The sequence below is a fragment of the Mesorhizobium sp. P2_E7 genome (assembly GCF_056403855.1).
In genome coordinates this window covers 1,483,999-1,509,142 of sequence record NZ_JBFUER010000001.1, presented here as the reverse complement: position 1 = coordinate 1,509,142, position 25,144 = coordinate 1,483,999, and the positions used below count along the sequence as shown (strand labels likewise).

Sequence of the window (25,144 nt, the reverse complement as noted above, 5' to 3'; positions counted from 1 at the left end):
GTGCCCGCGAATTGGCTGGGCACCGAAGCGTCAGTCTTTCTTGTAGAGCAGCCAGTTCTTGCCGGCTCGGCCGGCCATCGTCGAATGCCGGGTGACGCGGTTGCGCCCGCCGACCTTGGAGCGGTAGAGCGCCCGGTCCGCCTTGGTGTAGAGATCCTCCGGGCTTTCGGCCTCTGAGGCCATGCAGATGCCCATGGAAACGGTCACCGTGCCGTAATTGATGCCGGTGTGGCTGCTGGTGAACGGCGTCTGTTCGATCAGCACGCGGATGCGTTCGGCGATCTCGTAAGTGGTATCCTCGCTGGCGCCCTCGATGATCAATGCGAATTCCTCGCCGCCGGTGCGGGCAACGAACATGTCTTCGCGGATGCTGGTCTGGAAGATCTCGGCGACGATCTGGATGATCTTGTCACCAACCGGATGGCCGTAGCGGTCGTTGACATCCTTGAAATGGTCGATGTCGGCAAGGATCAATGCGTTGAACAGGATGCCCTTGTTGGAGGTATAGATCCTGGTGATTTCCTTGTCGAAGGCGCGCCGGTTCCAGATATGGGTCAAGGGATCGGTGTCGGCGAGCCGCTTGTACTCTTCGAGTTTCGACTTGACGCTTTCCAGTTCCGCCGTCTTGTCGCTGAGCGTGGTGGCAACCTGCTTGCCATGGTCGAGGGTCGAATTGGTGGCGATCGCCATGGCGCTGGCGACCTTCTGCAAGAGATCCTGTGAAAGCAGGCTGCGATTGGCCAGCCCGCTCGACGTCTCGTCGAGGATCTTGCCGTATTTCTCGATATGGCTGCGTTCGCTGCGCAGCAGCAAGGCGATTTCCTCGAGTTCCCTGGCCAGCACGTCGCGCGCCTGCTCGACAATGCCGGGACCATGATGCTGGGCAAAGAAGGCTCGACCGATGCGATCGAGATCGTCCTGTGTCGGCCGATTGCCGAGCGCGACGACGGCAAGGCCGAGTTCGCGATTGGTGCCCTTCAGCGCTTCATAGAAGATTTCGTAATTGCGCGGCAGGCCAAGCACGCCGAGCTGGCGCATGGTCGTCACAACGGCTGTTGCAATGTCGCTGTTTCGGTCGGTCTGGGCTGCTGCCGGCTGCATGTTCTGTTCACTACCCCTGGGAACCATCGCAGACTTGCGCGTGCGAGATGTTGCCGACCGGGGGAGAACCAGCCGTATTTCGGATCCATCTTACGAAGGACGCGTCCCCAATCGCGACCTTCGCTTGGCAACGACCATAAATGCGCCGGCGCTAAAGTTTCCTTAATGTGCCGCTAGGGAACGCGACAATTCTACTTCAGGCTGCAGTGGGAGAAGCGCGAACACGCCCATCTCATGTCGCATTTGCTGGTGCCCGGCTTTCGCAAAACTGAAATCCTCTCTGGTAGCGTCGAAGCCGTGAACGATGGCAGTGGAGGGCAGGGATGAGTGATATCAGCAGGGGGTCTTGCCTGTGCGGGGCGGTGCGTTTCCAGACGCAAGGGCCGTTGCGCGGCGTGATCTATTGCCACTGCTCGCAGTGCCGCAAGCAAAGCGGGCATTTTTATGCCGCAACCAACGTCGCCGATGGCGACATCACCATAACGGGGACTGAGAACATCACCTGGTACGAAGCGTCTTCTTTCGCCAGGCGCGGCTTTTGCAAGACATGTGGCTCGGTGCTGTTCTGGAAGCCTGGCCAGGACGCGTATGTCTCGGTTCTCGCCGGATCGTTCGATGCCCCGACAAGGCTCGAGGGCGAATGCCACATCTTCGTCGGCGATAAGGGCGATTACTACACGATCGACGATGGGCTGCCGCAGTTCGAGAGGTCGACACCGACGATCAAGGTTGCGGACGAGTGATTTTTGGCATGGCTGCCTTATTCCCTTGATCCAGCCATTGCGATATCCCCTCCCGGTGATTCGAAGGGAATGCGCGGGCATGCAGCGGCTGATCGATGCTTTCTTCAATTCGGTGCGGGCTTTTCGCAAGCTCGCCGCCAGCGAAAAGGCGTTCCAGCAGGAACTGATGCTGCTCGTCCTTGCGCTGCCGCTCGGTTGGTTCGTCTCGGTGTCGTGGCGCGGCTATGCGCTGCTGATCGGCGCCGTGCTGCTTTTGATCATGGTCGAGGTGCTGAACACCGGCATCGAGGCGGCCTGCGATGCCTTCAGCCGTGAGTTCAATATCGATATCCAGCTCGCCAAGGATTGCGGCTCGCTGGCGGTGTTGATTTCGGTGATCATCGTCGCCGGCGTTTGGGGCATCGCCATTATCGAGCGCATCACAGGGCTACCGATCTAGAACCTGCGTTCCTATTTGTCAGTCACCAAAGGAGACTGACGTTGAGCGAAGCCGCCAATTCCTTATTGCTCGAGCGAGCCGGCCTGCCGGACGATCTGCGGTGGCTGGTGCAGAAATATCCGCGCGAAAACTGGCAGGGTCACGCCAACATCCATGGCCTCGCCAACATGTGGCTGCAGCGGCACGACATGTTCCGCGAACTCGGCGGCATGCTGACCAACGGCATTGGCGACTATCGCGAAGGTCGGCTGACGGCGCCGGATTTCGCGCGCTGGTTCGCGCCACGGCTGAACCATTTTCTCGGCAATCTCGACGGCCACCACAATGTCGAGGACTATCAATATTTCCCGACCTTCGCCAAGGCCGAGCCGCGCCTGAAACGTGGCTTCGAGATTCTCGACACCGATCACGACACCATTCATGAGGGGCTGGAGCGCAACGCCGAAGCGGCGAACGCCTTCATCCGCACGCTTGAGGAGAGTGAAGACAAACAGCGCTTTGCCGCCGATGCCTATGCCGACGAGAACAGCCGGCTGATCGCCATGCTGAAGCGGCATCTTGCCGATGAGGAAGATCTCATCATCCCGCTGATCCTCGACCGCGGCGACCGCGCTTTGGTCGAGGATGACGACTGATCCTTACGAGGTAGCTTGGCTATCGCGGGCGTCCTTTGCGCGTTCCTTGCCGGCGACGGTGCGGGCGATGAGCCAGGCAAGGATGGCGACGGCAAGCCCGATGCCGAGCGCGATCAGCAGCCTTTCGTGATGGAGCAGTGCCTTGCCGACCATCTGCTCGGCGCCGAGGCCGAAGACGTAGCCGATGCCACAGAACAAGGCTGCCCAGACCAGCGACGAGATGGCGTTGAGGATGACGAAGCGTGGCACCGAAATGCTGGCGAAACCGGCCGCGACGCCGCCGACCAGGCGCAGGCCATAGATATAACGGTTGGACAGAACGAAAATGTTGGGATGCGACGAGACCAGGCGGTAGGCGTGGTTGAAGCCGGGCCGGGCCTTCAGTTTCAAAACCCTGGGATGGTCGGCAAAACTGCGGCCGAGGACGAAGAAAAAAGTGTCGCCGACGAAGGCGCCAATGGCGGCCGCGAGGAAAGCCTTCCAAGGGACGAAGACATGCTGGTGGGCGAAGAAGCCGCCAAGGATGGCCGCGCTTTCGCCTTCGGCGACACAGCCCAGGAAAACCGCGATCAGCCCATAGTGCTCGATGAGGTGATGGATGGCCTCGGTCATGAGCGCGAGGTCTGCGGCGTGAGCCGTTCGTCGATGCGCTTCAGCTGTTCGGCTATCTGTGCGATCTCGTCGCGCATGCCGATGATCTGGCTGTGGCGCAACTCATCCAGCTTTTCATGCAGCGCCATGATCTCGATCTCGGCCTTGAGATTGACCTCGTAGTCGTGCGCGGCGTCGATGCGATCGCGCGCGGCCTGGCGATTCTGCGACATCATGATCACCGGCGCCTGCAAGGCAGCGATCATCGACAGCACGAGATTGAGGAAGATGAACGGGTAAGGGTCGAACGAATCTCGCCCCAGCAGCCACCAATTGGCGCCGATCCAGAGAACCAGGAAGGCGATGAAGGACAGGATGAACGTCCACGAACCGCCGACGCGGGCAATGGCATCGGCGATCCGGTCGCCGGCCCCCTGAAGCCCGGCGAGACTGTCGTTGATGTCCTGCGAGATCGGCTTGCGATCGACGGTGCTTTGCAAGACTCGCCGCTCAAGCTCGCTGAGGGTCTCAGGCGTTCGCCTCAGCCAGCGGTCGGCCAGTTCGGGCACGGTCTTATGCATGGTCGCCTCCATGGTCAGCGTCTTGCCTAGACCTAGAGGCTGCCGGCTCGAACGGGAAGTGGTAGATTGCCGCGTCTACCCGAAGTGAATCAGGGGAGCCAATGGCTAATTTCGAGAAGATTCGTGCCCGTGCGGCAAAACGCAAAGGCGACGACGCGGTGCTGGTGTCGCTGCTTGGGCCTTTGCCCGACAACGCCGCAGTGGCCAAGATCACCGACGACCGCATCCTGTCGACGATGGCCGAGCGGGTGTTTGCTGCCGGCTTCGTCTGGCGCGTCATTGAACAAAAATGGCCGGGTTTCGAGGAAGCGTTCCTGCATTTCGAGCCGAAGCGGCTGTTGTTCCAGCCCGACGATTTCTGGCACGAATTGACGGCCGACAAGCGCATCGTGCGCAATCCGCAGAAGATCAAGTCCGTGCGCGATAACGCCGCCTTCGTCGAGCGTGTGTCGAAGGAGCATGGCGGCTTCGGCAAGTTTCTGGCCGAGTGGCCGGCGGACGACCAGGTAGGGCTGATGGCGTATCTCGGCAAGCACGGCAGCCGGCTCGGCGGCAACACCGGCCAATATTTCCTGCGCTGGCTGGAATGGGACGCCTTCGTCATCTCGACCGATATGGCGGCCGCCCTGCGCGACGCCGGCCTCGACATCGCCGAAAGCCCGACGTCGAAGAGGGATCTCGACAAGATCCAGGCGCAGATCAACAAATGGGCACAGGAAACTGGCCTGCCGCGCCGGCACATCTCGCGCATCCTGGCGATGTCGATCGGCGAGAACCATTCGCCGGAGGCGCTGCGCGAATATATGGGCGAGTAGGGCTGTCGCCCCTCCGGACACGATCGAACTTGATCGGTCTGGATTGGTCCAAACGAACGCCATTGCCGGGGCAATTTTGCCGCGCTAAACCGCAGGCATGACCAAGAAGACCGCTCCCGATATTCTGCGCATCGCTGTCGCCCAGCTCAACCCGACGGTCGGCGACGTCGCCGGCAACCTTGCCAAGGCGCGCGAGGCGAGGGCGGATGCCGCCCGCCAGGGCGCCGACATCGTGCTCTTCACCGAGCTTTTCCTTGCCGGTTACCCGCCGGAGGATCTGGTGCTGAAGCCGGCCTTCCTCAAGATTTGCGAAAAGGCCGCGCAGGACTTCGCCGCAGACACCGCCGATGGAGGGCCGGGCGTCATCATCGGCACGCCGCTGAAGCGCAAGAGCGGTACCCACAATTCGATCATCTTCGCCGATGGCGGCAAGATCCTGGCCGAGCGCTACAAGCTCGACCTGCCGAACTATGGCGAGTTCGACGAAAAGCGCGTCTTCCAGGCCGGACCCGAGGCTCAGGGACCTGTCAACTTCCGTGGTGTGCGCATCGGAATTCCGATCTGCGAGGACATCTGGGGCGACGTCGGCATCTGTGAGACGTTGGCTGAAAGCGGTGCGGAAATCCTGCTCGTGCCGAACGGCTCGCCCTACTATCGCGCCAAGATGGACGTGCGCCATCAGGTCGTTATCCGCCAGGTCATCGAAACCGGTTTGCCAATGATCTACGCCAATCAGATCGGCGGCCAGGATGAGTTGATCTTCGACGGCGCCTCTTTTGCCATCGGCGCCGACAAGACGCTGGCTTTCCAGATGAGCCAGTTCGAGGAGACGGTCGACGTCACTACCTGGAAGCGCACGGATGCGGGCTGGTTTTGCTCGGAAGGGCCGATGTCGAAAATCCCCGAGCGCGAGGAAGCGGATTACCGGGCCTGCATGCTGGGCCTGCGCGACTACGTCAACAAGAACGGCTTCAAGAACGTCGTGCTCGGTCTTTCCGGCGGCATCGATTCGGCGATCTGCGCCGCACTGGCCGTCGATGCGCTGGGCGAAGAGCGGCTGCGCGCGGTGATGATGCCCTATCGCTACACGTCGAAGGATTCGCTGAAGGATGCCGAGGATTGCGCCCGCGCGCTTGGCTGCCGCTATGACATCGTGCCGATCTTCGAGCCGGTCGAAGGCTTCCTGCACGCACTGACGCAGCTTTTCGAAGGCACCAAGGAAGGCATTACCGAGGAAAACCTGCAAAGCCGCGCGCGCGGCACCATTCTGATGGCGATCTCGAACAAGTTCGGCTCGATGGTCGTCACCACCGGCAACAAGAGCGAGATGTCGGTCGGCTACGCCACGCTCTACGGCGACATGAACGGCGGCTTCAATCCGATCAAGGATCTCTACAAGATGCAGGTCTACGCGCTGTCGCGCTGGCGCAATGCGCACGTCCCGCCGGGCGCGCTTGGGCCGTCGGGCGAGGTGATCCCGAAGAACATTATCGACAAGGCGCCGTCGGCGGAACTGCGCGAAAACCAGACCGACCAGGATTCGCTGCCGCCCTATCCAGTGCTGGACGACATTCTGGAATGCCTGGTCGAAAACGAGATGGGCGTCGACGACATCGTCGCGCGCGGCCATGACCGGGCGACGGTGACGCGCGTCGAACATTTGCTCTACATTGCCGAATACAAACGCCGGCAAGCGGCGCCGGGCGTGAAGATCACCCGGAAGAATTTTGGCCGCGACCGGCGCTATCCGATCACCAATCGTTTCAGGGATCGCGGGTAAGCATCTGATTCAATTGATGAACCTTGGGGGCTCGTATGTTTGTCAGCTATTTCAAGGGAACGCCTGAATACCACATCCTGCGCTTCAAGAACGGCAAGGTTCGGGAGCAGGGGCGCGGCATCTCCTTCTGGTACGGCACGTTCGGCACCACCATCGCCATGGTGCCGGTGACGTCGCTCGACAACCCGTTCATCTTCACCGAGACGACGGCGAATTTCCAGGATCTGGCGATCCAGGGTTCGGTCAGCTATCGCATTGTCGATCCGCTCAAGGCGGCGGAAGGTTTCGACTTCAGCGCCAAGCTCAGCCGTTCCGATGTCGCCGGCGACGGGCGTGAGAAGATCGCCGAACGCCTGGTGCTGGCCATACAGAGCCGGGCGCGCGCGGTGGTCTCGAACATGACGCTGGAACAGGCGCTGGCCGAAGTGACGAAGCTCGGCGGCAATCTCGCCGAACTTTTGCGCGGCGATCCGATTGCCGCGACCGCGGGCCTGTCGATCGAAGAGGTCCACGTCACCTCGGTGCAGCCGACGCCGGAAATCCGCAAGGCGCTGCAGACCGAATACCGCGAAGCGCTGCAGCGCCAGGCGGACGCCGCGATCTACGGGCGCCGGGCCTGGGGCGTCGAAAAGGAGCGCGAGATCAAGCAGAGCGAACTGGCGACCGAGATCGAACTTGCCGAACGCAACAAGCTGCTGGTCGACACCGAGGCGCGCAACAAGTTGACGCTGGCAGAGGCGGAAGCCAAGGCGCAGCAGCTGGAGTTGACCGTCTATTCGTCGGCGCCGGCGCACGTGCTGACGGCGATGGCCTTCAAGGCCTGGGCGGAAAAGGGCGGCTCGGTCGGCAATCTGTCGATCACACCTGACATGCTGACCAGCGCGCTGAGCCAGCTTTCCACGCCGAAGACCGGGTCCTGAAGGGTAGGTCAGGGTGGCCGGCGACCAGAGCGACAGGTCGATCGATCGGGTGATCGTCGTCACCCGCAAGACCGAGCTCGAGGAACTGACGGCGCGCTTCAACACGCAGGGGCAGGCGCGCTTTTACCTCAGGCAGGCCGGCATGAATTTCGACCCGGTCAAAGCAGCGCATGATGTCTATCACCAGGCGCTCGACCGGGTGATGGGGTCGCTTCCCAAAGGCCTCAAGCAGTTGCGGCTCGACCGGGAACTGGTGCCGCAGTTCGAGTTCGGGTCCGACGTGGTGATTGCGCTTGGCCAGGACGGGCTGGTCTCCAACACCGCCAAATATCTGCCGTATCAGCCGCTGATCGGCATCAATCCCAACCCGGCGCTTTTTGACGGCGCCCTGCTGCCGTGGCGCGCCGAGGATACCGAAAAGGTCCTCGGCCTGACACTCTCCGGCAGGGCGAAGCGCCAGGCGGTGGTGATGGCCGAAGCGCGTTCCAATGACGGCCGCCGGCTGATCGCCTTCAACGACCTGTTCGTCGGCGCCTCGACGCATGTCTCGGCCCGCTATGAACTGACCTATGGCGGCAGGACAGAGCGCCAGTCTTCCAGCGGCATCATTGTTTCGACCGGCGCCGGCTCAACCGGTTGGCTGCGCTCGGTCATGGCGGGCGCCGCCGGACTGGCCGCGGCCTATGGCGACACCGCAGTGCCGACCGTGCCGCCGCAAGGCTACGACCGCGAGGGCGAGCAGCTGTTCTTTTCGGTTCGCGAACCGTTTCCGAGCAACACGACCGGCGTGTCGCTGGTGCATGGCGTCATCACCCGCGACCGGCCGCTGGTGATTTCGTCGCGGCAGAGCAGGGGTGGCGTCATCTTCAGCGACGGGATGGAGGTCGATTTCGTCGAGTTCAATTCCGGCACCGATGTGACGATCGCGATCGCCGACCAGAAAGCCTATCTCGTGGTGCCGTAAGCGTACTGCGCGGGCAAACCAAATCACCGACCGGACCAAAGTTCGGCCGCCCCTTATTTTTTGCGAGACACCATGCCCGACTGTGAAATCAGCTTCGACATGTCACGGATCGATTTCCGGGCGACCTCCGACCTGTTGATGGCGAGCTACTGGGGCAACGGTCGCAGCAATGAGTTTCATCGCCGCGCCTTTGCCAACTCGCTTTGCGCCGGCGCCTATCTGGATGGAAATCAAGTCGGTTTTGGCCGGGCCATCACCGACCGTGCGGTGTTTGCCTATCTCGCCGACATCATCATCTGGCCGCAGCATCGCGGCCGGGGCATTGGCTTGCAGTTGGTGCGGGCGCTCATCGATCACCCTGAACTCAGCACGGTCTCGCACTGGAGCCTGTCGACCGGTGACGCGCACGGCGTTTATGAGAAGCTGGGCTTCAAGGCATCGACCGATGGCCGCTATATGCGGCTCGATCGCAACCCTGATTGAGGCGCAGGCGAGGGCTTGGCCGCCTGTTGTTGCAAAATAACCTCACTGGTTGGACCAGATAGGCTTTGCCGTGCGCTCGCTCTTGGCGATCCGGCGGAGCGTCTCTATAAGGACCGCTCCGCAATTGTCTTGCGGGAGGTCCGAATGGCAGTATTTCACATGGTAATGCGAGGCCGCGAAGCCTAGGTCTCACCTGGTATCCGGCGAAGGTTTGCCCTTCGCGCCGATGCCGGACTGAGTACAGGCTTCTGCCGATGCCGGTCGCCACCCGATATCTGGGGCGCGCCGCCACCTATGCCGAACCTCCGCAGCCCCGGGCGAATTGCCCAGCGCGGTTTTCAATTTTCGACCTTACCGGGACCGGGCACGTTTGCGCCCGGATGACATCATGGCTCGTTTTCGAATCGATCTGCGCGCAAGCGCCTTTCGCAGCGTTCTTGGCTTCACGCTCAGCCACTGGCGGCGCCAGCCCTGGCGGCTTTCGCTGATCATGGGCGGCTTCCTGCTTTCGACCTTGGCCGACGTCTTGACGCCGCTCTATTCCGGCCGGCTGGTCGATGCCGTCGCCAGCAGTGCGTCGGCCGACGATGTCGCGTGGAATGCGGCGATGGCAGCCTTCTTCGCGCTCATCGGCCTGGCGCTGACCGGCGTGGTGCTGCGCAATCTCGCCTTCATGGGCATTGTCGAGCTGACGCTCAAGATGATGGCCGACATCGCCGCCGATGCGTTCCATCGCGTCCAGCGCTTCTCCACCGACTGGCACGCCAACAGCTTTGCCGGCTCGACGGTGCGCAAGATCACGCGCGGCATGTGGGCGCTCGACCTGCTCAACGACACGATCCTGATCGCGCTTTTGCCGTCGGTCGCCATGCTGGTCGGCTCGACGCTGCTGCTCGGCTGGTTCTGGCCGCTGATGGGGCTGGTCGTCGCGGTCGGCTCGGTGCTGTTCATCATGGTGACGGCGATGCTGTCGCTCGGTTATGTCGCGCCCGCGGCACGGCTCGCCAACAGCTGGGATACGCGGCTTGGCGGCTCGCTCGCCGACGCGGTTAGCTGCAACGCCGTGGTCAAGGGTTTTGGCGCCGAGACCCGCGAGGAAACCCGGCTTGCCAAGGTCGTCGCCAAATGGCGCGCGCGGACGCGCCGCACCTGGGTGCGCGGCACCATCAACGGCACCACGCAAGGCGCCATGCTTCTGGTGCTGCGGACCGCGGTGATCGGGCTGTCGCTGATGCTGTGGGCCTGGGGCCAGGCGAGCGCCGGCGATGTCGCCTTCGTGCTGACCTCGTTCTTCGTCCTGCAGGGTTATCTCCGGGATATCGGCACGCATATCCGCAATTTGCAGCGTTCGATCAACGACATGGAGGAAATGGTCGATTTCCAGTCGCAACCGCGCGGCATCGACGACCGGCCCGGCGCTCGGCCGATCCGGATCACCGATGGTCGTATCGGCTTCGACAACGTCACCTTCCACTATGGCAGTCATCGCTTGCCGCTCTACCACGACTTTTCGGTGGACATTGCGGCCGGTGAACGCGTCGGGCTGGTCGGTCATTCGGGCTCAGGCAAGACGACTTTCGTCAAGCTGATCCAGCGTCTCTATGACGTCAGCGCCGGTAGGATCCTGATCGACGGGCAGGACATCTCGCAGGTGGCGCAAGCGTCGCTGCGGGCGCAGATCGCCATCGTCCAGCAGGAGCCGATCCTGTTTCACCGCTCGCTGGCGGAGAACATCGCCTATGCCCGGCCGAACGCCACACAGGCGGAGATCGAGCATGCCGCGAAGCTCGCCAGTGCGCATGACTTCATCACCAGCCTGCCGAAGGGGTACGGCACGCTGGTCGGTGAGCGCGGCGTGAAACTGTCGGGCGGCGAACGCCAGCGTGTGGCGATCGCGCGCGCCTTCCTGGCGGATGCGCGTATCCTGATCCTGGACGAGGCGACATCGAGCCTCGATTCGGAATCGGAAGTGCTGATCCAGCAGGCGATGGAGCGGCTGATGGTCGGCCGCACCACGCTCGTCATCGCGCACCGGCTGTCGACGGTGCGGGCGCTCGACAGGCTGCTGGTGTTCGACCGCGGCAAGATCGTCGAGGAGGGCTCGCATGACGAGCTGATCCGGCTGAAGGGCGGCATTTACCGTCGTCTGTTCGAACGCCAGGCGCTGGAACTGACCAAGGGCCTGGTGGTCTGAGCTGAATGCAGGGCCCCATCCGAAGGGATAGGGCCCTGCTATGGTTCATCCGGGCATTCTCTCGAATGGCTGAAGCACGGGATCGATCGTGTCCCAGGCATGGCCGCGGACGGTGTAGGTGACCGCGTGCGGGTTGAACTGGCCGGGGTCGTCAAGGCTGGTGGCGTGGATCGCCGTCAGCTCCGGCATGGCGACGAAGGTCAGGTAGAGCGGCGTGCCACAGGTCGGGCAAAAGGCCTGGATCTTTTCATTGCCGCTGTCTGCGATCATCCGCCAGGTGCTTGGCTGGCCGGTGATCTTTACGTCAGCGCGCTTGCCGAAGGTCACATAGGAGCCGTGGCCCGTGCCGCTTCGCTTCTGGCAGTCGAGGCATTGGCAGTGGTTCTGAAAGATCGGCTCGCCGCTCGCCTCATAACGGATCGCGCCGCAGGCGCAGCCGCCGATAAAATGCCTGGTCATTGTCGTTCTCCCGCTGGCTGCTTGTTCAGGCCGATTTCGGCTTGGCGAAAAGGTCGATGCCGGTTCCGGTTTCGAGGAAGGATTTCATGCTGGAGAGCACGGCCGGCCAGCCCTGGCTAACGCCCTTGGCCATGCCGCTGCCGGCCTCGAGCTCGTCATGGCTGACGGTCAGCTTGACCATGGTGTCGTATTCCTCGATGGCGAAGGTCACCCGGCTTTGCTTGGTCGGATCGTCGGCCTGCGAAGCGTTGGCCCAGGTCATGACAAGGCGGGTCGGCGGCGAGATTTCGACGACCTTGCCGACGAGTTCGACGGTGCGCTCGTCATTGGCGCGGATGTGTTCCCATTTCGAGCCGGGTTTCCAGTCGGAGACGTTCTCGTGGCCCCAGTAGCGCTTGGCGATGTCTGGTTTGGTTATGGCCTCGAACACCTTTTGCGGCGTCGAGCGGATGTAGGTCACGTAGACAAAACTGGTGGTTTCTCGGGTCATTGGTTGTCTCCTTCGAGTTCTTGTTTCAGGTCGTGCAGCAGGCTCAGCCGCTGCCGTTCGAATTTGCGCACCCACCGCTCGTAGACTTCGTGCAGCGGCACGGGATTGATGAAATGCAGCTTCTCGCGGCCGCGCTTGACCGTGCTGATCAGATTGGCCGCCTCCAAAAGATCGATGTGCTGGGTCGCGGATTGCCTGGCCATATCGAGGTTTTCGCAAAGCTGGCCCAGCGTCTGCCCGTTCTTCTCGCACAGAAGATCAAGCAGCTTTCTGCGTGTCGGGTCGCCCAGCGCTTTGAAAACCTTGTCGGCGTCCATCGGTCTCACTCATCTTGCAATGACAATATGCAGGTAAATACCTGCATGTCAAGCCAAGGCTAATCGTAGTCCGGGAGAGATGGGATCGGTCGATGTCAGATGGCGGTTCGATCGATGACGCCGAAGGCGAAACATCGAATTGAATCAATGAGCAAGCAGTCATGCCGGCGCATGCGCTTGTGTGCTGCGTTCGCTGTGGGGGATTAGGTTCTAACGACGAATTTGTCGGGATCGGCGCAGAAATGCGCGATGATCTGGCAAAGATCCGGTTCGTTGATCATGCGCACGGCCTCGTCCGCGTTGACCCATTTGCGGGTGCGCGCACGCTTTTCCTTCCAGCGGTCGGAAACGCGCTCGACCTGCATTGGAAACACCAGCACTTCGCAAGGCACTTCCTCGCCGGAAGCCAAGGCCTTGGCGTAGAAATAGCGGCCGGCTTCGAAATGCGAAATCTTGCCACGCAATCCGGCTTCCTCGCCGGCCTCACGCGCTGCAGCCTCGCAGAGCGGCTCCCTGGCTTCGGGCCAGCCCTTGGGCAGCACCCAGCGGCCGGTGTCGCGGCTGGTGATCAGCATGATTTCGACACCGTTTTCGGTGGTGCGCCAGGGCAGTGCGGCAACCTGCAGACGGCACGGCGCGGTGCCGAAGAGTCGCCGGACCCTTTCGGCCATATGGTTGTGCGTCGTTGGTTTCGTCAACATCGCAGAAAGCTACCCAGCCCTCAGAATCGTTTGCCGCCAAACGAATCTTACGGCGAAGTGTAAGTCATAAAAATAAAAAAACGTCACACCAACCCGTCGAATTCCGCCAACAGGGGGCAATTCAACAGAATATTGTGCCTTGCGCCGCCCGTTTCCATAGCAAACAGAGCGGTCCGGCCGCTTGGACAGAAAAAGGGCGGCAGCGAATCAGCCGGCGTGATCGTCGGCGATCGGCTTCTGGTAGGTAAATCCCATGTCCCAGGGGAAATAGATCCAGGTGTCCTGGCTGACTTCGGTGACGAAGGTGTCGACCAGCGGCCGGCCTTTCGGCTTGGCGTAGACAGTGGCGAAATGCGCCTTGGGCATCATGGCGCGCACGATGCCCGCCGTCTTGCCGGTGTCGGTGAGGTCGTCGATGATCAGCACGCCCACGCCATCATCGGTGAGCAGCGCCGGTGTGATCTCCTTCAGCACCTGCAACTGCCCCTGGCTGGTATAGTCATGATAGGAGGCCACGCAGACCGTCTCGATGACGCGGATGCCAAGTTCGCGCGAGATGATGGCGGCGGGGACAAGTCCGCCGCGGGTGATGCAGACGATGGCCTTCCACTGACCCTTGTTGGCGCCGGCAAGCCGCCAGGCGAGCGCGCGGGCATCGCGATGGAACTGGTCCCAGGAGACCGGAAAGGCTTTTTCAGGAAGGGACATTCTGCACTCCGCGCGCAACATTGTGGAATGCGCGCGGAATTAACTGGAAAGTCAGGGCATTGGCAAGGGCGGTGCCACTGTAGTCTGTGGAGTTACCGCGATAAAAAGGCCGCCACCGGCACAGTGCGCAAGACGGTGCGTGTCACGCCGCCGAACAGAAGCTGGCGCAGCCAGGAATGGCTGTAGGCGCCGAGCACCAGAAGGTCGGCGCCGGTTTCTGCGATACGGGTCTGGATGACGTCATCGATCGAGGCATTGCCCGACTGCTGCACCGAAACACTGACGGTGGCGCCATGCCGGGAGAGCGCTGCGGCGATCTCCGCGCCTGCGGCTTCCGGGTTGTCGTCCAGCGTGTCCGGCGGATCGATGACCAATATGTCGGTCTTCTCGGCCTCGATGATGAAGGGCAGGGCGTCGAAGGCGGCCCGGGCTGCCTCCTTGCTGCCGTTCCAGGCCAAGAGCACATGCTTGAATGTGGTGACCAGCGGTCCCTCATGTGGCACCACCAGCACCGGGCGGCCGGCATCGTAGACCAGCGTATCGACATCGGCGCTCGGATCGCCGCCGGTCTCGCGTTGCGCGGCAATGATCAGGTCGGCGGCCCGAACGCTGGAAATGCCGGTCAGCGCGCTGTCGCCGGAAAAGCTCTCGAGGCTGCGCCATTCGAAGGAAAGGCCCGTTTTTTCGATCCGCCCGAGGAAAAGCGCCTGCAGTTTTTCGGCGCGCTCGCGATTCATGTCGGCGGAGACCTGCAGGAACTCGGTGTCGGGAAAGCCGGTGGCCGAGGTGTAGGGCACGGGCAGCGCTTCGGCATGGATGCCGATCAGGTGGCTCTCGAACCGATCGGCAAGCGGGATGGCGCAGTCGAGCACGCGCTCGGCATCCTGTTCGTTCTGCAATATGGCGACGATGGTCTTGAAGCGCATGGGAAATCCCTCAAATCTGCCGGCGCCTGGTGCGCCCAAGGGAAAACGTCAGACTACGTGGCTTGGTTCCGGCCCGGCGATGGGCCACTAGACCCCAAGGTCAATTGGCGGCAGTGAATCCGGCCACCATTGCCTCGACATCCGCACGCGCCGAATCCAGCGCCTCCTGGCTGCGGGCGCGGACGACCAGCTCGGTCCAGAATTTGCCGTCGCCATATTTCGGATAAGAGCCGATGATCGTGTCGGGATGCGCTTTCTGGATGTCGCCCAGGGGACCGCCGATCAGGCCTTCGCCGAACGGGCAGTGGACGGTGGCCGACAGCATTTTTGTGCCGGCCTTCAGCGTCGGCACGACATTATCGAGCATTGCCTGGAAGATCGCCGGCACGCCGGCCATGACATGGACATTGCCGATGCGAAAGCCGGGCGCGACGGAGACCGGGTTGTCGATATGGTCGGCACCGCGCGGCATGCGCGCCATGCGCTTGCGCGCCTCGGTGTATTCGATGCCGCGCGCGGCGTAGCTCTCACCCAGCATGGCATAGGCCTTGGCGTCGTATTCGCAGGGCACGCCAAAGGCCTTGGAGATCGAATCCGCGGTGATGTCGTCATGCGTCGGGCCGATGCCGCCGGTGGTGAAGACATAGGTGTAGCGGGCGCGCACGGCATTCACCGCAGCGACAATCTCGTCCTCCTCGTCGGGAACGATGCGCACTTCCTTCAGGTCGATGCCGATGGCCGTCATGATGTCGGCGAGGTGGCCGATGTTCCTGTCCTTGGTGCGGCCGGACAGAATCTCGTCGCCGATGACAAGCATGGCGGCAGTGACGATTTCAGGCATGGAAGGCTCCGGTGGAAGATGCCTCAGGGCTGGACAGGTCGCCTGGGCGGACAAGGTCGCCTGAGATAGCGCGACGCGAGACGGGCGGCAATGCCGACCAGCCGCCTTGCCGTGCGTCCTGCACTGGGTGATGGTGCGCGCCGGTCCGCTCCCGGGTGAAACATGCTGGTATCGATTCTGCTATGGCTTGTCGCCGGCGTGCTGGCCCTAGCCGTCGTCATTGTCACCTCTCTGGTGGTGGCAACGCTATGGATCGCCGCCAAGGCCGAAAGGCTGGTGCCGGTCAGCGGAAAACTCGTCGAGATCGACGGCAATCGCATCCACTATGTCGAGGAGGGCGAGGGGCGGCCGATCGTGTTCGTGCACGGACTTGGCGCGCAGATCCACCAGTTCCGGCACACGCTGTTCAACCGCTTCGGCCCAGGCTACCGGCTGATCGCGCTCGACCGGCCGGGATCGGGCTATTCGGTGCGGGCCACGGGAGCTACTGGCCGGTTGCCCGAACAGGCCGAAATCCTGAGACGCTTCATTGAAAAACTGGGACTGCAAAGGCCGCTGGTGGTCGGGCACTCGCTGGGCGGCGCCGTCACGCTGACCCTGGCGGTGGAACACCCCGAGGCGATTTCCGGCATCGCCTTGCTGGCGCCGCTGACACATCTGGAAGCCGGCGTGCGCGAGAAAGCGGGCCTGCTCTATATTCGCTCGCGGCTTTGGCGCGGGATCATGGCCTATACCGTCGCGATCCCAACCAGTCTCAGATATGCGCGGCAGACACTGGAGTTCATCTTTTCGCCGCAGTCCGTTCCCGCCGACTACATGATCAACGGCGGCGGATGGCTCGGGCTGAGGCCCACCCACTTCCATGCGACCTCGACCGATTTCGTGGCGGTCGAAGAGGATCTTGCCCGCATCGAGCAGCGCTACGGCGAGATCGCCATGCCGTCCGGCATTTTGTTCGGCACAGCCGATCGCGTCATCGACATGCGCATCCACGGAGAGCCGATGAAGGACAGGATCGGCGGGCTCGACTTCGAGATGGTCGACGGCTTTGGCCATATGCCGCAATTCGCCGAGCCGGACCGCGTCATCGCCTTCATCAAGCGCATCGCCGAGCGGGCTTTTTTGCCGTAGGCATCACCGCGGCCTCACGACAATTTCACTGAACCATTCGGCGGAGGTCCGGGTTTACTCCCGTGTCGCACCCAAGGCGGCAGATACGGAGTAATTCAATGTACAGGAAACTTTTCGCAGCATCCGTTCTGACGATCGGTCTTGCTACATCGGCGATGGCTCAGTCATCCGATGGCACCTATTCCAACCACCGCAGCTGGTGGCCGTTCGGCAACGAGCAATCCTCGACCGTCGACCAAAGCACCACCGGCAGCATCAATGCCAGCGGTCAGGCCTATGGCGGTGCCGGCGGCCCGTGTGCCTCGGATCCGTCAGGACCCTACGGAAATTTGAGGCCTAACGTGAACGATCAATATTGCGGCAAGTGATCAAGCCGCAGCCTCGACGGACCGGCAGGATGCCTCAAACAGGCATCCTCGGCTGGCAGCGATCCATAACAAACAAGGATTAGTCGGAAACTTCGGTCTGCGGCCGATCGCGGCCGTCGGCCAGTTCGTCGTGCCATTTGCCGTCGGCGTCCTCATACTGGATGCCGTCCGTGGTGCCTGCGACCTGCTGCTCGGCCGAGGCGATCTCGGCGGCGCGCAGCGCGTCCTGGTGGGTGGGGAATGTCTCCGAGAATGTCGAACCGACCTTGTAGGCCCAGCCCCCGTCATGCTCGACGATCTTGTAAGTCAGCTTCGCCATGAAATCCTCCGGTTCGTCCGTTCGTTCGATGCGGCCGGTTCTTCAATGCAATTTGGCGTCGGGCAGCCGGTCTTCGGGAACCAGCACTTCCGATTCCTTGGCCGCTTCGATCAAAGCCCTGCGTGCATCGGCCGTCGAACGATAACCTTCCAGCACTTTGAGGCAAGTGTCGAGAGCATCGCGATGGCGCGGGCCGCGATTGAGCGGCCAGACCGTCATCAGACACTCCGCCGCTTCCTGGGTGCTGCGGATCTGGCGATATTTGCCGACATGGCCGAGTTCGACCACGACGGGCGTTTCAAAAGGTTTGCTATCCATGATGGCCGCAACGCAAAGCAGCCAATTTGGTTGCAAAAGTGGCAGTCAGCCTGCGCCCAAACGTCACGTCGCGTGTGCGACGCGACTTTTGGTCTTTGTCTGATGCATGTCATTAGCCCAAAGGCGGCTTCCACTTTTGGGCGACATGCATTGGCGTCTCAGTAACCGCAATCGTTGCGCAGCCAGCGTGCGTTGGCCCAGCCGGTGCGGCCCTCGAAGTCGATCTTGTACCAGTTGCCGCGGCGGTCGAAGATTTCGGTGTGATCGCCGTTGAACAACTGGCCGATCATGCGCGAGGATGAACTCGGCCGCGCCCGCACCGCGAGAAACCCGCTGCCCGTATCCAGATCGTAGTGCCTGGACAGGCCATGCACCGTGCCTTCGCAATATTGCGCGCCAACCGGAGATGACACAGCGAACGACAGCGCGACCACCAGAGCGGCGGCTGCGGGATAGATTGCCCTTGATGTCATGACTTTGCTCCCAACCCGGCCGCCAAGGCGGCCTTGCCCCTGGGGAACGTGCGGTGGATTAAAGCGAAGCTGCGGCTGCCTGTCCAGCCAATGCGTTTTTGCTTATCCGTCGGCGCGCGGCTTGCTCAGCCCTTCATCCAGTGCTGCATCGTCGTTACCGAGCGCGCAAGTTGCGGCGCCGGGTGGATTTTCTCGCCAAAGGTGGCGGCGGCGCGCCAGCCCCAGCGCGGATCGGCGAGGAAGGCGCGAGCCAGCGCCACCATATCGGCGCGGCCGTCGGCGACGATTGCTTCGGCCTGGGCGGGATCGTCGATCAGGCCGACGGCCCGCGTGGGAATGCCGGCGCCCTTGCGGACCGCTTCCGCCAGATGCACCTGGTAGCCGGGACCGATCGGCAGTTTTTGAAGGGGCGAATTGCCGCCGCTCGAGCAGCAGAGATAGGCAACACCAAGCGCTTTCAAGGCCTTGGCCACTTCGATCGCATCTTCGACCTCGAAGCCGCCATCGACCCATTCCTTCACCGACAGGCGCGTGCCCAGCATCAGCTTGGGAACCGCCTTGCGCACCGCCTTGACGATTTCGAGCAGGAAACGCATGCGGTTTTCCAGCGATCCGCCCCAGCGGTCGGTGCGCTGGTTGGAGAGCGGCGACAGGAACTGGAAGATGAGATAGCCGTGCGCGGCGTGCAATTCGAGGAAGTCGAAACCGGCGCGCTCGGCCCGCTTTGCGGCTTGAGCGAAGCGTTCGACGAGCTGCAGGATTTCATCCTCCTCCAGCGCATGCGGCACGTTCCAGCCGGTGTCATAGGGAACAGCCGAGGCCGAGACGGTCTGCCAGGGGTCCTCGCCCGGCTGCAATGGACCGCCGCCTTCCCAGGGCTTTCTGTTGGACGCCTTGCGCCCGGCATGGGCGAGCTGCATGCCGAATTTCGTGTCGGGGCCGCCGACGCGCCTGGCGGCATCCAGTGTGCGCCGGGCGGCGGCCTCGTTGTCGTCGGAATAGAGGCCGAGGCAACCATGGCTGATGCGGCCGCGTCGTTCCACATCGGTCATTTCGACCGTGACCATGCCGGCGCCCGACATGGCCAGGTTCATCCAGTGATAGAGGTGCCAGTCGCTGGCCGAGCCATCGTCGGCCGAATACTGGCACATCGGCGCCACAGCGATGCGGTTCGGCAAGGTCAGGCCATCGAGGGTGATTGGCTGGAAAAGCGCTGCGGTCATCAAAAAACTCCGGAGACGGGGGCTGCTGCTATTTAGGTCACGGCAGTTGCCGGCACCAGACACGAGGCGGTGAGACTTCGCCGTTTCGGTTGCGCGCAAAACGGTTCGCGGCTACGCCATGGCGCCGACAGCATGGAGTTCATCATGGAAGATCGCATCCGTATCCGCTCGGAGGAAGTCCTGTCCGACGACTGGGCAGTCCTGAAGAAGACCGTCCTCGACTATCGCCGGCGCGACGGCCAGTGGGAGACGCAGATCCGCCAGACCTACGATCGCGGCGACGGCGCCGTGATCCTACCTTTCGATCCCGAGCGCCAGACGGTGCTGCTGGTGCGGCAGTTCCGCTATCCCGCCTATGTCACCGGTCACCGCGAACCGCTGATCGAGGCCTGCGCCGGCCTGCTCGACGAAAACGACCCGGAAACCGCCATTCTCAAGGAGGCCGAGGAAGAGCTCGGCTATCACCTGAAGAACATCGAGCGGCTGTTTGCGCCCTATATGAGCCCGGGCAGCGTGACCGAACGGCTGTGGTTCTTCGTCGCGCGCTATTCACCCGCCGACCGCATCTCGGCCGGCGGCGGCGCACCGGAAGAGGGCGAGGACATCGAGGTGCTCGAAATGCCGCTCGACGAGGCGCTGGCCGGGATTGCTGATGGGAGGATTGTGGATGCCAAGACGATTATCCTGATCCAGCATTTGAAGCTGAATCCGATGCGGGGGTGAGCGCTGCCGGCTGGCGGCGATTTGAGAATTGTCGCTGCTGGTGCGGATGAGTGGAACCCCCTTTGCACGCTGGGCAAAATTTCTTCATCTCGCTCCTGTTGACTATTTCGGGCGACTGGAATTGCGACATATTCGAAGAACGGTGTCGCCATCGAGAAAGCTGCCGCGATGGCGAAATCTAGCTCTAGAAGGACAAGTCAGCTCCGGTGGCAAACTAATACGACTGCTGAAATGAATCCTGTCGCAAAGGGCTTCATTTTGGGATAAGGGTAACTGCTGTCTAGGCAAGGGGTTGCTGATGTCTTCCCGCACCGTATCTGCTGGGTTGCTTCTATTGGCGCTTATCGGAACGCCTATCGAGACGTTTGCGCAACCGGTCGGAACAAAAGTTGAGGTTGTCGGTCATTTTACCCAAGTTGAAAGTGCAGACTCGGAAGTAAGTGGCATCGACTGCTCCAATTCAATTGCCGACCCTGTGCGGGTCTGCCTTGTTGCTCTCGATGAAGGTCTGTCGGCCCAGTTGGTGACATTCGCGCTTCGACCGACGCCGAAGCTGACAATCTATCAATCGGTGCCCCTCCTCAATGAGGCATCGGAAGATGATCGTCGTCTGAAGGAAATTCCCCAAACCGCCTGTCCCGCAGGCGAAGGGAAGTTCAATGAGAATGATAGCGAAGGCGTGTCGTTCTTGGCCGGCAATTTCGTGGTCACCGGCTCGCACGGCTGTGGCCGCAAGAAGCATAGATTTAAAGCTTCCGCGTTTTTAGATATCCGGCTTGCAGCGCCTTCGATCGAAGCTCTGTCCGAAGGCGACAAAGCACTAGGCACTGGCGCGGTGCCAGACTGGACACCGAGACTTAATCAGGCCTTTTACAATCTGCCTGATCTGGCTACCGCCTTTGGAAAAGACACTTCCAGCGGGAGCGGCCTGTCGATCGAGGGTATCGCGGGATCTGGCAACTTCCTTTTCTTCGGGCTCCGCTCCCCAGTTCTAAATACTGGCACGCCGATTGTCGCGGTAAATGCGAGCGACCTGTTCGAAGGCTCCGGTGCATTAACCGCCGTTACTCATCTGGCAACGTTGAGGGGGCTGGGAATACGCGATCTGGCTTTACTCGATTCGAACCCGCTTCAACTTCTTATACTGGCAGGACCAAAGGACGGAGAGGGGGGACCGTTCAAGGTCTTTCTATTTTCACCCCATAAAGGAGGTGGATCAGGAGCGACGACCTTCGTTGATGAACTCCCGTATGTCGCTGGCGAGAAAGCAGAGGGCGTGCTGGTGGTCGCCCGAGATGGTCGGAACGTCCGTATTCTCGTCGTCCATGATGGCGTTCCGAACGGAGATCCAACCTTGTACGACCTGACATTGCCGTAAGCTTCTTTTGCGCGGTCAGATCGCGCGGATTTCGTCAGACCCTGAGCTGCTGGGATAACGCATGCGCGGTCGGCAGTGTCTGCGAACAACTGCGCAATTCTGCACTTGCTTCATTCTTTTGGGTCGCTCAGTCGAGTGGTTGGACCGGTTACCAACGCTTTATCGGTAGTGGGCACTGGCATTTGCTTCAGGGTTTCCTTAGCCGACATGACGGCCTTAATTTCGACTATGATCCGAATACTATTAATTCGGCCTTGCCGGATTTTGGAGCTTTTTAAACGGGCGCCGTGTGGGCCGACGCGATCAAGGGGAGTTGGATCATGCCTGATTGGACAGAGAAAGATCTAAAGAAGCAATATAAGCGGGCGACGGATGAGGGGTGGTTGCCCTTTTTCAAGCAATCGGCCGCAGACTATCTATTTGATATGTCTCTGCTTTTGGCCATTGCTTCTCGCGAGACAAACATGCGCAACATTATAGGTGATAGCGGCCACGGTTACGGCATTATGCAAATTGATGATCGCTCCTTTCCTACGTGGTGTAGTTCAGGCGCCTGGAAGCATGTGGATCAAGGTATAGCGAGGGGCGCACTCGTTTTGGATGAGAAGCGTACCAATGTTGAAAAAAATCAAGGAAAGACGATTAACTTCGGGAAGAAAAAGTTCGTTGGAAAGGACAATCTGTCCAACAATGATATTTTGAGGATAACGATATCTTCATATAATTGCGGATGGTGGGCGTATTACAATTTCTCTAAAGGAAATGATGTCGACAAAACATCAACTGGAAAAGATTATTCTAAAGACGTTATCAAAAGACAGAAAGTATTTGCGGAATTGATGTCGTAAGTTTATCCTTGACCGAGATTTTCGTCGGCGGCCACAAGCCGTCGCGTGCTGGACAGCATCACCAAGGCAACGCTCGGCACCAAGTCGTACAAGCAGTGAGAAGAGACGCTTGTTTCAAGACGCAGTCAGAAGCCGAGACGGGTTCCGTCTGGGTCATGAATTCATGGTCTCGAAAATGGTGGTTTACGATACAAAATCCAATCGAGAAAGGTAGGCCGTGATGGCCTTCTTCGGCGTCGATACCTCAGGCGTTGCGACCAAGACTTTGAACGCAAAGGCGACTCCCCTGATCGGCGGGCCGCCAAAATTCTGGGGGAGATATTTCAACGGCACCTCGGCACGCACCTATCAATACAAGACGTCCGAGAACGCGGTCCTTCACCTGCTTGGAATTCCCGTGCTTTGTTTGGCACGGCAAATGAAGTTTGTAGGTGACCCTGCTAACGCCACAGTACATGCTCGGGAAAACATGAAAGGCGTCGTCGACGCGTTCGGCGCGCAATACCTTTTAAGCCGAAACCTCTCGCCCATCCTGTACCTCGATCTAGAGCCGGAAGGTAAAAACTCGGCATACATCTTAGATCGGCAATATTATGCGAACTGGTCAGCCACCATCGTAGCGGGTTTTGCAGTTAAAGGGGGTGTTATCCCTTTTCGTCCGGCGGTCTATCTCAATCAGGGCGATAGCCAGAAGTCATGGCTCAGGATCAACGAGGCGTGTGCTGCCGGCGCTGTCTGCGTGGGCGCGTTCCCCGCGCGTTATATCCGCCAAGACCCAAATGATAAGGTGTCACCGCCGCCGCCCTCCAGCGCGCTTAAGTGGAATGAACACGACCGCAGGCCCAAACCCAATCCAATTCCCCATGACCATGCTGACGCAAAAATCCCCGTAGTTGCGTGGCAATACTACGGCGATTATCCAAAGAGGTGGGTGCCTGGCCATAAAGAGCCAGTTGGAGGTGACATCGACTTTGATATGGTGAACCCCGCCTATGAGAACCTCGTGCTGTCCGGGCTTGTGCCGCCGCCTCCAGGCGCGTCATGAATATATATTTCCCCGGCGCGATGCAGCGCCAAGATTCTGCTGCCAAGTAAAGACGTGGGCGAGGATAGCAACCGCCAAGCGCATACGCATAAAATTGACAACATATGCTAAATGGTGTGTTATACGAGACGACGAATGTCGAAAAGTCCGCTCTAGTGGAAGAACCGATGAGCGGCTAAGCTGGAGGGGAAGTCATGTCTGTAAATTTGACGGATATTGCAGAGTTTTATCTCAAAACAATAGCTAAGAGCTCTAAATTTAACTCAAAATCGCCAGTGTCCGACCAGTCATTGCTTTTTCCAGCGTTTTTGGAAAAAGTAAAGTTTTGTATCTCTATATATAATAAATCACACAAAAATCAAGATGTCACGTTTACTGAGACATATCGCAGCAATGCGCTCCAGTTAATATATTACAATAATGGAGCAAGTAAGACTAAAGTGGACGGAATGCACCATTTCGGTATTGCGGTAGATTGCATTTTTGTATTTAACGGCAAGAAAACATACAAAGGCGACATTGTAGGGTTGAGGAAGATATTTAAAGATAATAACTTGTTTATTCTGGGCATGTGGGATGCTTTGCACGTGCAATTTATTCCAGTTAGCCAACAGGCTGCACTGCGAAAAGAAGTAAAAAAAATTTCATAGAATAAGTTCTTTGCATGCGAAGCGTTACACTGGCGATCGTCGGCCCATCACCGGCCCGTTCAAGAACCGGATCGTGACGAATCCGTTGGACCCTTCGAATGCACTGGTTTCGATCTGGCGGTAAATGTGCTGGCCGATATCCTGGCAGCGGTGAAGAAGGAAATTCCCGACCTCTACGCAATTCTGGATCAGGACGGCATGGCCTGCGCCCGCAGGGTCAAAATCCTGCAAAAGGATGGCTCGATCAAGCTTGGCAAGAACCCTTCCAACCATTCATGGGGACTGGCGATCGACATCACACTGAACGGCGCCCTCGACAAGCAGGACGACGACAAATGCTTTCGCGGGCTGCTCATTCTCTCGCGTTATTTCAACGCTGCCGGCTGGTATTGGAGCGTGCCGTTTCCCACAGAAGATGGCATGCACTTCGAGGTAGCCCAAAGCACCTTGAAGCAATGAAAAGGACGGGAAAATCTAGCTGACCTGGCACCCCGCGAAGATGTGCTTTGGTTGGTCTGCCCCTGGCAGCCCGTAGAAAGCTAAGTATGGTGCGGACGACGGGAATCGAACCCGTACGATCAGAGATCGAGGGATTTTAAGTCCCTTGCGTCTACCAATTCCGCCACGTCCGCAATCCAGCCCTTTTCAGACGCCAGCCGCAGGCCGTCAAGCCGTGTTCTTCGCTGGCCCGAACGCGCAAACCAGCCCAGCGGCGCAGCGCTACTGGTGCGATCACGGAATTATACGCGTTGCCGCCACTGCTATGATAGTCCTCGGCGGATCACGTGGCGCGCTACTCCCCCGCCGACCGCATCTCGGCCGGCGGCGGCGCGCCTGAAGAGGGCGAGGACATCGAGGTGCTCGAAATGCCGCTCGATGAGGCGCTGGCCGGCATCGCCGACGGTCGCATCATCGACGCCAAGACCATCATCCTGATCCAGCACCTGAAACTGTACCCGATGAAGGCCTAAGGCGTATTG

The 25,144-nt window shown here is 60.4% G+C and carries 31 protein-coding genes, 1 tRNA gene and 1 pseudogene; 18 read left to right on the top strand and 15 right to left on the bottom strand.

Going from position 1 to position 25,144, the window contains the following annotated elements:
• Positions 1 to 30 precede the first annotated feature (30 nt).
• On the bottom strand, positions 31 to 1,101 hold the full coding sequence (locus AC1DYC_RS07735) for a GGDEF domain-containing protein (protein WP_477405191.1): 1,071 nt from the start codon (positions 1,099 to 1,101) through the stop codon (positions 31 to 33).
• A 323-nt stretch (positions 1,102 to 1,424) separates the two neighbouring features.
• On the opposite strand from AC1DYC_RS07735, the gene AC1DYC_RS07730 reads away from it, so the two are divergent.
• The 3 genes from AC1DYC_RS07730 to AC1DYC_RS07720 all read left to right on the top strand — a co-directional run bounded on the left by AC1DYC_RS07730 (position 1,425) and on the right by AC1DYC_RS07720 (position 2,918).
• Positions 1,425 to 1,844, top strand: a complete 420-nt coding sequence (locus AC1DYC_RS07730) for a GFA family protein (protein ID WP_477405189.1) — start codon at positions 1,425 to 1,427, stop codon at positions 1,842 to 1,844.
• A 79-nt stretch (positions 1,845 to 1,923) separates the two neighbouring features.
• Positions 1,924 to 2,283 (top strand): diacylglycerol kinase, encoded by a 360-nt coding sequence (locus AC1DYC_RS07725; protein WP_477405187.1) that lies wholly within the window; start codon positions 1,924 to 1,926, stop codon positions 2,281 to 2,283.
• A 41-nt stretch (positions 2,284 to 2,324) separates the two neighbouring features.
• Positions 2,325 to 2,918 carry a hemerythrin domain-containing protein gene (locus AC1DYC_RS07720; RefSeq protein WP_477405185.1) on the top strand — a complete coding sequence of 198 codons (594 nt, stop codon included), beginning with the start codon at positions 2,325 to 2,327 and terminating at the stop codon, positions 2,916 to 2,918.
• Positions 2,919 to 2,921: 3 nt separating this feature from the next.
• On the opposite strand, the gene AC1DYC_RS07715 is transcribed toward AC1DYC_RS07720, so the two are convergent.
• Together AC1DYC_RS07715 and AC1DYC_RS07710 are read right to left on the bottom strand one after the other, a co-directional pair.
• Entirely contained in the window at positions 2,922 to 3,530 is a 609-nt protein-coding gene (locus tag AC1DYC_RS07715; protein ID WP_477405183.1) for a DedA family protein, read from the bottom strand.
• The gene (locus AC1DYC_RS07710) at positions 3,527 to 4,090 is read right to left on the bottom strand and encodes a DUF1003 domain-containing protein (protein WP_477405181.1); all 564 of its coding nucleotides are present in this window, start codon (positions 4,088 to 4,090) and stop codon (positions 3,527 to 3,529) included. The genes AC1DYC_RS07715 and AC1DYC_RS07710 overlap by 4 nt, the downstream gene beginning before the upstream one ends.
• Positions 4,091 to 4,191: 101 nt before the next feature.
• Here AC1DYC_RS07710 and AC1DYC_RS07705 point away from each other — a divergent pair, with 101 nt between their 5' ends.
• From AC1DYC_RS07705 to AC1DYC_RS07680, 6 genes are all read left to right on the top strand, one after another.
• A complete protein-coding gene (locus tag AC1DYC_RS07705; RefSeq protein ID WP_477405179.1) occupies positions 4,192 to 4,905 on the top strand; it encodes a DNA-3-methyladenine glycosylase I in 714 nt (237 codons plus the stop codon).
• A gap of 97 nt (positions 4,906 to 5,002) precedes the next feature.
• The gene (locus AC1DYC_RS07700; protein ID WP_477405177.1) at positions 5,003 to 6,685 is read left to right on the top strand and encodes an NAD+ synthase; all 1,683 of its coding nucleotides are present in this window, start codon (positions 5,003 to 5,005) and stop codon (positions 6,683 to 6,685) included.
• Between the two features lie 35 nt (positions 6,686 to 6,720).
• Positions 6,721 to 7,605, top strand: coding sequence for an SPFH domain-containing protein (locus AC1DYC_RS07695; RefSeq protein WP_477405175.1), 885 nt, complete (start codon positions 6,721 to 6,723; stop codon positions 7,603 to 7,605).
• Between the two features lie 13 nt (positions 7,606 to 7,618).
• Positions 7,619 to 8,569: a diacylglycerol kinase catalytic domain-containing protein gene (locus AC1DYC_RS07690; protein ID WP_477405173.1), complete on the top strand. Its 951-nt coding sequence runs from the start codon at positions 7,619 to 7,621 to the stop codon at positions 8,567 to 8,569.
• A 72-nt stretch (positions 8,570 to 8,641) separates the two neighbouring features.
• Entirely contained in the window at positions 8,642 to 9,052 is a 411-nt protein-coding gene (locus AC1DYC_RS07685; RefSeq protein WP_477405171.1) for a GNAT family N-acetyltransferase, read from the top strand.
• A gap of 388 nt (positions 9,053 to 9,440) precedes the next feature.
• Positions 9,441 to 11,246: an ABC transporter ATP-binding protein gene (locus AC1DYC_RS07680; RefSeq protein WP_477405169.1), complete on the top strand. Its 1,806-nt coding sequence runs from the start codon at positions 9,441 to 9,443 to the stop codon at positions 11,244 to 11,246.
• Positions 11,247 to 11,291: 45 nt separating this feature from the next.
• Here the strand turns inward: AC1DYC_RS07680 and AC1DYC_RS07675 are convergent, their stop codons facing one another.
• The 7 genes from AC1DYC_RS07675 to AC1DYC_RS07645 all read right to left on the bottom strand — a co-directional run bounded on the left by AC1DYC_RS07675 (position 11,292) and on the right by AC1DYC_RS07645 (position 15,688).
• Positions 11,292 to 11,705: a GFA family protein gene (locus AC1DYC_RS07675; RefSeq protein ID WP_477405167.1), complete on the bottom strand. Its 414-nt coding sequence runs from the start codon at positions 11,703 to 11,705 to the stop codon at positions 11,292 to 11,294.
• Positions 11,706 to 11,730: 25 nt separating this feature from the next.
• Entirely contained in the window at positions 11,731 to 12,195 is a 465-nt protein-coding gene (locus tag AC1DYC_RS07670) for an SRPBCC family protein (RefSeq protein ID WP_477405165.1), read from the bottom strand.
• Positions 12,192 to 12,512 (bottom strand): ArsR/SmtB family transcription factor, encoded by a 321-nt coding sequence (locus tag AC1DYC_RS07665; RefSeq protein WP_112567254.1) that lies wholly within the window; start codon positions 12,510 to 12,512, stop codon positions 12,192 to 12,194. The genes AC1DYC_RS07670 and AC1DYC_RS07665 overlap by 4 nt, the downstream gene beginning before the upstream one ends.
• A gap of 203 nt (positions 12,513 to 12,715) precedes the next feature.
• Positions 12,716 to 13,213: an NUDIX hydrolase gene (locus AC1DYC_RS07660; protein ID WP_477405163.1), complete on the bottom strand. Its 498-nt coding sequence runs from the start codon at positions 13,211 to 13,213 to the stop codon at positions 12,716 to 12,718.
• Positions 13,214 to 13,420: 207 nt separating this feature from the next.
• A complete protein-coding gene (gene gpt / locus AC1DYC_RS07655; protein WP_112567259.1) occupies positions 13,421 to 13,921 on the bottom strand; it encodes a xanthine phosphoribosyltransferase in 501 nt (166 codons plus the stop codon).
• A 92-nt stretch (positions 13,922 to 14,013) separates the two neighbouring features.
• The gene (locus tag AC1DYC_RS07650; RefSeq protein ID WP_192251083.1) at positions 14,014 to 14,847 is read right to left on the bottom strand and encodes a universal stress protein; all 834 of its coding nucleotides are present in this window, start codon (positions 14,845 to 14,847) and stop codon (positions 14,014 to 14,016) included.
• Positions 14,848 to 14,947: 100 nt separating this feature from the next.
• Positions 14,948 to 15,688, bottom strand: coding sequence for a competence/damage-inducible protein A (locus tag AC1DYC_RS07645; protein ID WP_436260141.1), 741 nt, complete (start codon positions 15,686 to 15,688; stop codon positions 14,948 to 14,950).
• A 162-nt stretch (positions 15,689 to 15,850) separates the two neighbouring features.
• Between AC1DYC_RS07645 and AC1DYC_RS07640 the strand changes: the two genes are divergently transcribed.
• Together AC1DYC_RS07640 and AC1DYC_RS07635 are read left to right on the top strand one after the other, a co-directional pair.
• Positions 15,851 to 16,819: an alpha/beta fold hydrolase gene (locus AC1DYC_RS07640; RefSeq protein WP_477405161.1), complete on the top strand. Its 969-nt coding sequence runs from the start codon at positions 15,851 to 15,853 to the stop codon at positions 16,817 to 16,819.
• Positions 16,820 to 16,917: 98 nt separating this feature from the next.
• Positions 16,918 to 17,187 carry a hypothetical protein gene (locus AC1DYC_RS07635; RefSeq protein ID WP_477405159.1) on the top strand — a complete coding sequence of 90 codons (270 nt, stop codon included), beginning with the start codon at positions 16,918 to 16,920 and terminating at the stop codon, positions 17,185 to 17,187.
• Between the two features lie 79 nt (positions 17,188 to 17,266).
• Here the strand turns inward: AC1DYC_RS07635 and AC1DYC_RS07630 are convergent, their stop codons facing one another.
• The 4 genes from AC1DYC_RS07630 to AC1DYC_RS07615 all read right to left on the bottom strand — a co-directional run bounded on the left by AC1DYC_RS07630 (position 17,267) and on the right by AC1DYC_RS07615 (position 19,520).
• Positions 17,267 to 17,506, bottom strand: a complete 240-nt coding sequence (locus AC1DYC_RS07630; RefSeq protein WP_113193910.1) for a DUF2188 domain-containing protein — start codon at positions 17,504 to 17,506, stop codon at positions 17,267 to 17,269.
• Between the two features lie 42 nt (positions 17,507 to 17,548).
• Positions 17,549 to 17,827, bottom strand: a complete 279-nt coding sequence (locus AC1DYC_RS07625) for a DUF982 domain-containing protein (protein ID WP_477281745.1) — start codon at positions 17,825 to 17,827, stop codon at positions 17,549 to 17,551.
• A gap of 155 nt (positions 17,828 to 17,982) precedes the next feature.
• Complete coding sequence (locus AC1DYC_RS07620; protein ID WP_477405157.1) at positions 17,983 to 18,297, bottom strand: SH3 domain-containing protein; 315 nt, start codon at positions 18,295 to 18,297, stop codon at positions 17,983 to 17,985.
• A 125-nt stretch (positions 18,298 to 18,422) separates the two neighbouring features.
• Positions 18,423 to 19,520 (bottom strand): NADH:flavin oxidoreductase/NADH oxidase, encoded by a 1,098-nt coding sequence (locus AC1DYC_RS07615; RefSeq protein WP_477405155.1) that lies wholly within the window; start codon positions 19,518 to 19,520, stop codon positions 18,423 to 18,425.
• A gap of 144 nt (positions 19,521 to 19,664) precedes the next feature.
• On the opposite strand from AC1DYC_RS07615, the gene AC1DYC_RS07610 reads away from it, so the two are divergent.
• The 6 genes from AC1DYC_RS07610 to AC1DYC_RS07585 all read left to right on the top strand — a co-directional run bounded on the left by AC1DYC_RS07610 (position 19,665) and on the right by AC1DYC_RS07585 (position 24,623).
• Positions 19,665 to 20,243, top strand: a complete 579-nt coding sequence (locus AC1DYC_RS07610; protein WP_477405153.1) for an NUDIX domain-containing protein — start codon at positions 19,665 to 19,667, stop codon at positions 20,241 to 20,243.
• Positions 20,244 to 20,541: 298 nt separating this feature from the next.
• Entirely contained in the window at positions 20,542 to 21,621 is a 1,080-nt protein-coding gene (locus AC1DYC_RS07605) for a DUF3616 domain-containing protein (RefSeq protein WP_477405151.1), read from the top strand.
• Between the two features lie 320 nt (positions 21,622 to 21,941).
• The gene (locus tag AC1DYC_RS07600) at positions 21,942 to 22,469 is read left to right on the top strand and encodes a lysozyme family protein (RefSeq protein WP_477405149.1); all 528 of its coding nucleotides are present in this window, start codon (positions 21,942 to 21,944) and stop codon (positions 22,467 to 22,469) included.
• Between the two features lie 220 nt (positions 22,470 to 22,689).
• Positions 22,690 to 23,514, top strand: coding sequence for a hypothetical protein (locus AC1DYC_RS07595; protein ID WP_477405147.1), 825 nt, complete (start codon positions 22,690 to 22,692; stop codon positions 23,512 to 23,514).
• 194 nt (positions 23,515 to 23,708) lie between these two features.
• The gene (locus AC1DYC_RS07590; protein ID WP_477405145.1) at positions 23,709 to 24,164 is read left to right on the top strand and encodes a M15 family metallopeptidase domain-containing protein; all 456 of its coding nucleotides are present in this window, start codon (positions 23,709 to 23,711) and stop codon (positions 24,162 to 24,164) included.
• Between the two features lie 126 nt (positions 24,165 to 24,290).
• Positions 24,291 to 24,623, top strand: coding sequence for a M15 family metallopeptidase (locus AC1DYC_RS07585; RefSeq protein ID WP_477405143.1), 333 nt, complete (start codon positions 24,291 to 24,293; stop codon positions 24,621 to 24,623).
• 87 nt (positions 24,624 to 24,710) lie between these two features.
• Here the strand turns inward: AC1DYC_RS07585 and AC1DYC_RS07580 are convergent.
• Positions 24,711 to 24,796, bottom strand: a tRNA-Leu gene (locus AC1DYC_RS07580).
• A 153-nt stretch (positions 24,797 to 24,949) separates the two neighbouring features.
• On the opposite strand from AC1DYC_RS07580, the pseudogene AC1DYC_RS07575 reads away from it, so the two are divergent.
• Positions 24,950 to 25,135, top strand: a pseudogene (locus tag AC1DYC_RS07575) (NUDIX hydrolase); the annotation flags it as partial.
• Positions 25,136 to 25,144: the final 9 nt, after the last annotated feature.

What these genes read in the sequence shown, in the direction of transcription:
- AC1DYC_RS07735 (WP_477405191.1), bottom strand. Translation starts at nt 1,101, where the DNA reads ATGCAGCCGGCAGCAGCCCAGACCGACCGAAACAGCGACATTGCAACA.
- AC1DYC_RS07730 (WP_477405189.1), top strand. Translation starts at nt 1,425, where the DNA reads ATGAGTGATATCAGCAGGGGGTCTTGCCTGTGCGGGGCGGTGCGTTTC.
- AC1DYC_RS07725 (WP_477405187.1), top strand. Translation starts at nt 1,924, where the DNA reads ATGCAGCGGCTGATCGATGCTTTCTTCAATTCGGTGCGGGCTTTTCGC.
- AC1DYC_RS07715 (WP_477405183.1), bottom strand. Translation starts at nt 3,530, where the DNA reads ATGACCGAGGCCATCCATCACCTCATCGAGCACTATGGGCTGATCGCG.
- AC1DYC_RS07710 (WP_477405181.1), bottom strand. Translation starts at nt 4,090, where the DNA reads ATGCATAAGACCGTGCCCGAACTGGCCGACCGCTGGCTGAGGCGAACG.
- AC1DYC_RS07705 (WP_477405179.1), top strand. Translation starts at nt 4,192, where the DNA reads ATGGCTAATTTCGAGAAGATTCGTGCCCGTGCGGCAAAACGCAAAGGC.
- AC1DYC_RS07700 (WP_477405177.1), top strand. Translation starts at nt 5,003, where the DNA reads ATGACCAAGAAGACCGCTCCCGATATTCTGCGCATCGCTGTCGCCCAG.
- AC1DYC_RS07695 (WP_477405175.1), top strand. Translation starts at nt 6,721, where the DNA reads ATGTTTGTCAGCTATTTCAAGGGAACGCCTGAATACCACATCCTGCGC.
- AC1DYC_RS07685 (WP_477405171.1), top strand. Translation starts at nt 8,642, where the DNA reads ATGCCCGACTGTGAAATCAGCTTCGACATGTCACGGATCGATTTCCGG.
- AC1DYC_RS07680 (WP_477405169.1), top strand. Translation starts at nt 9,441, where the DNA reads ATGGCTCGTTTTCGAATCGATCTGCGCGCAAGCGCCTTTCGCAGCGTT.
- AC1DYC_RS07675 (WP_477405167.1), bottom strand. Translation starts at nt 11,705, where the DNA reads ATGACCAGGCATTTTATCGGCGGCTGCGCCTGCGGCGCGATCCGTTAT.
- AC1DYC_RS07670 (WP_477405165.1), bottom strand. Translation starts at nt 12,195, where the DNA reads ATGACCCGAGAAACCACCAGTTTTGTCTACGTGACCTACATCCGCTCG.
- AC1DYC_RS07665 (WP_112567254.1), bottom strand. Translation starts at nt 12,512, where the DNA reads ATGGACGCCGACAAGGTTTTCAAAGCGCTGGGCGACCCGACACGCAGA.
- AC1DYC_RS07660 (WP_477405163.1), bottom strand. Translation starts at nt 13,213, where the DNA reads ATGTTGACGAAACCAACGACGCACAACCATATGGCCGAAAGGGTCCGG.
- gpt (WP_112567259.1), bottom strand. Translation starts at nt 13,921, where the DNA reads ATGTCCCTTCCTGAAAAAGCCTTTCCGGTCTCCTGGGACCAGTTCCAT.
- AC1DYC_RS07650 (WP_192251083.1), bottom strand. Translation starts at nt 14,847, where the DNA reads ATGCGCTTCAAGACCATCGTCGCCATATTGCAGAACGAACAGGATGCC.
- AC1DYC_RS07645 (WP_436260141.1), bottom strand. Translation starts at nt 15,688, where the DNA reads ATGCCTGAAATCGTCACTGCCGCCATGCTTGTCATCGGCGACGAGATT.
- AC1DYC_RS07640 (WP_477405161.1), top strand. Translation starts at nt 15,851, where the DNA reads ATGCTGGTATCGATTCTGCTATGGCTTGTCGCCGGCGTGCTGGCCCTA.
- AC1DYC_RS07635 (WP_477405159.1), top strand. Translation starts at nt 16,918, where the DNA reads ATGTACAGGAAACTTTTCGCAGCATCCGTTCTGACGATCGGTCTTGCT.
- AC1DYC_RS07630 (WP_113193910.1), bottom strand. Translation starts at nt 17,506, where the DNA reads ATGGCGAAGCTGACTTACAAGATCGTCGAGCATGACGGGGGCTGGGCC.
- AC1DYC_RS07620 (WP_477405157.1), bottom strand. Translation starts at nt 18,297, where the DNA reads ATGACATCAAGGGCAATCTATCCCGCAGCCGCCGCTCTGGTGGTCGCG.
- AC1DYC_RS07615 (WP_477405155.1), bottom strand. Translation starts at nt 19,520, where the DNA reads ATGACCGCAGCGCTTTTCCAGCCAATCACCCTCGATGGCCTGACCTTG.
- AC1DYC_RS07610 (WP_477405153.1), top strand. Translation starts at nt 19,665, where the DNA reads ATGGAAGATCGCATCCGTATCCGCTCGGAGGAAGTCCTGTCCGACGAC.
- AC1DYC_RS07605 (WP_477405151.1), top strand. Translation starts at nt 20,542, where the DNA reads ATGTCTTCCCGCACCGTATCTGCTGGGTTGCTTCTATTGGCGCTTATC.
- AC1DYC_RS07600 (WP_477405149.1), top strand. Translation starts at nt 21,942, where the DNA reads ATGCCTGATTGGACAGAGAAAGATCTAAAGAAGCAATATAAGCGGGCG.
- AC1DYC_RS07595 (WP_477405147.1), top strand. Translation starts at nt 22,690, where the DNA reads ATGGCCTTCTTCGGCGTCGATACCTCAGGCGTTGCGACCAAGACTTTG.
- AC1DYC_RS07590 (WP_477405145.1), top strand. Translation starts at nt 23,709, where the DNA reads ATGTCTGTAAATTTGACGGATATTGCAGAGTTTTATCTCAAAACAATA.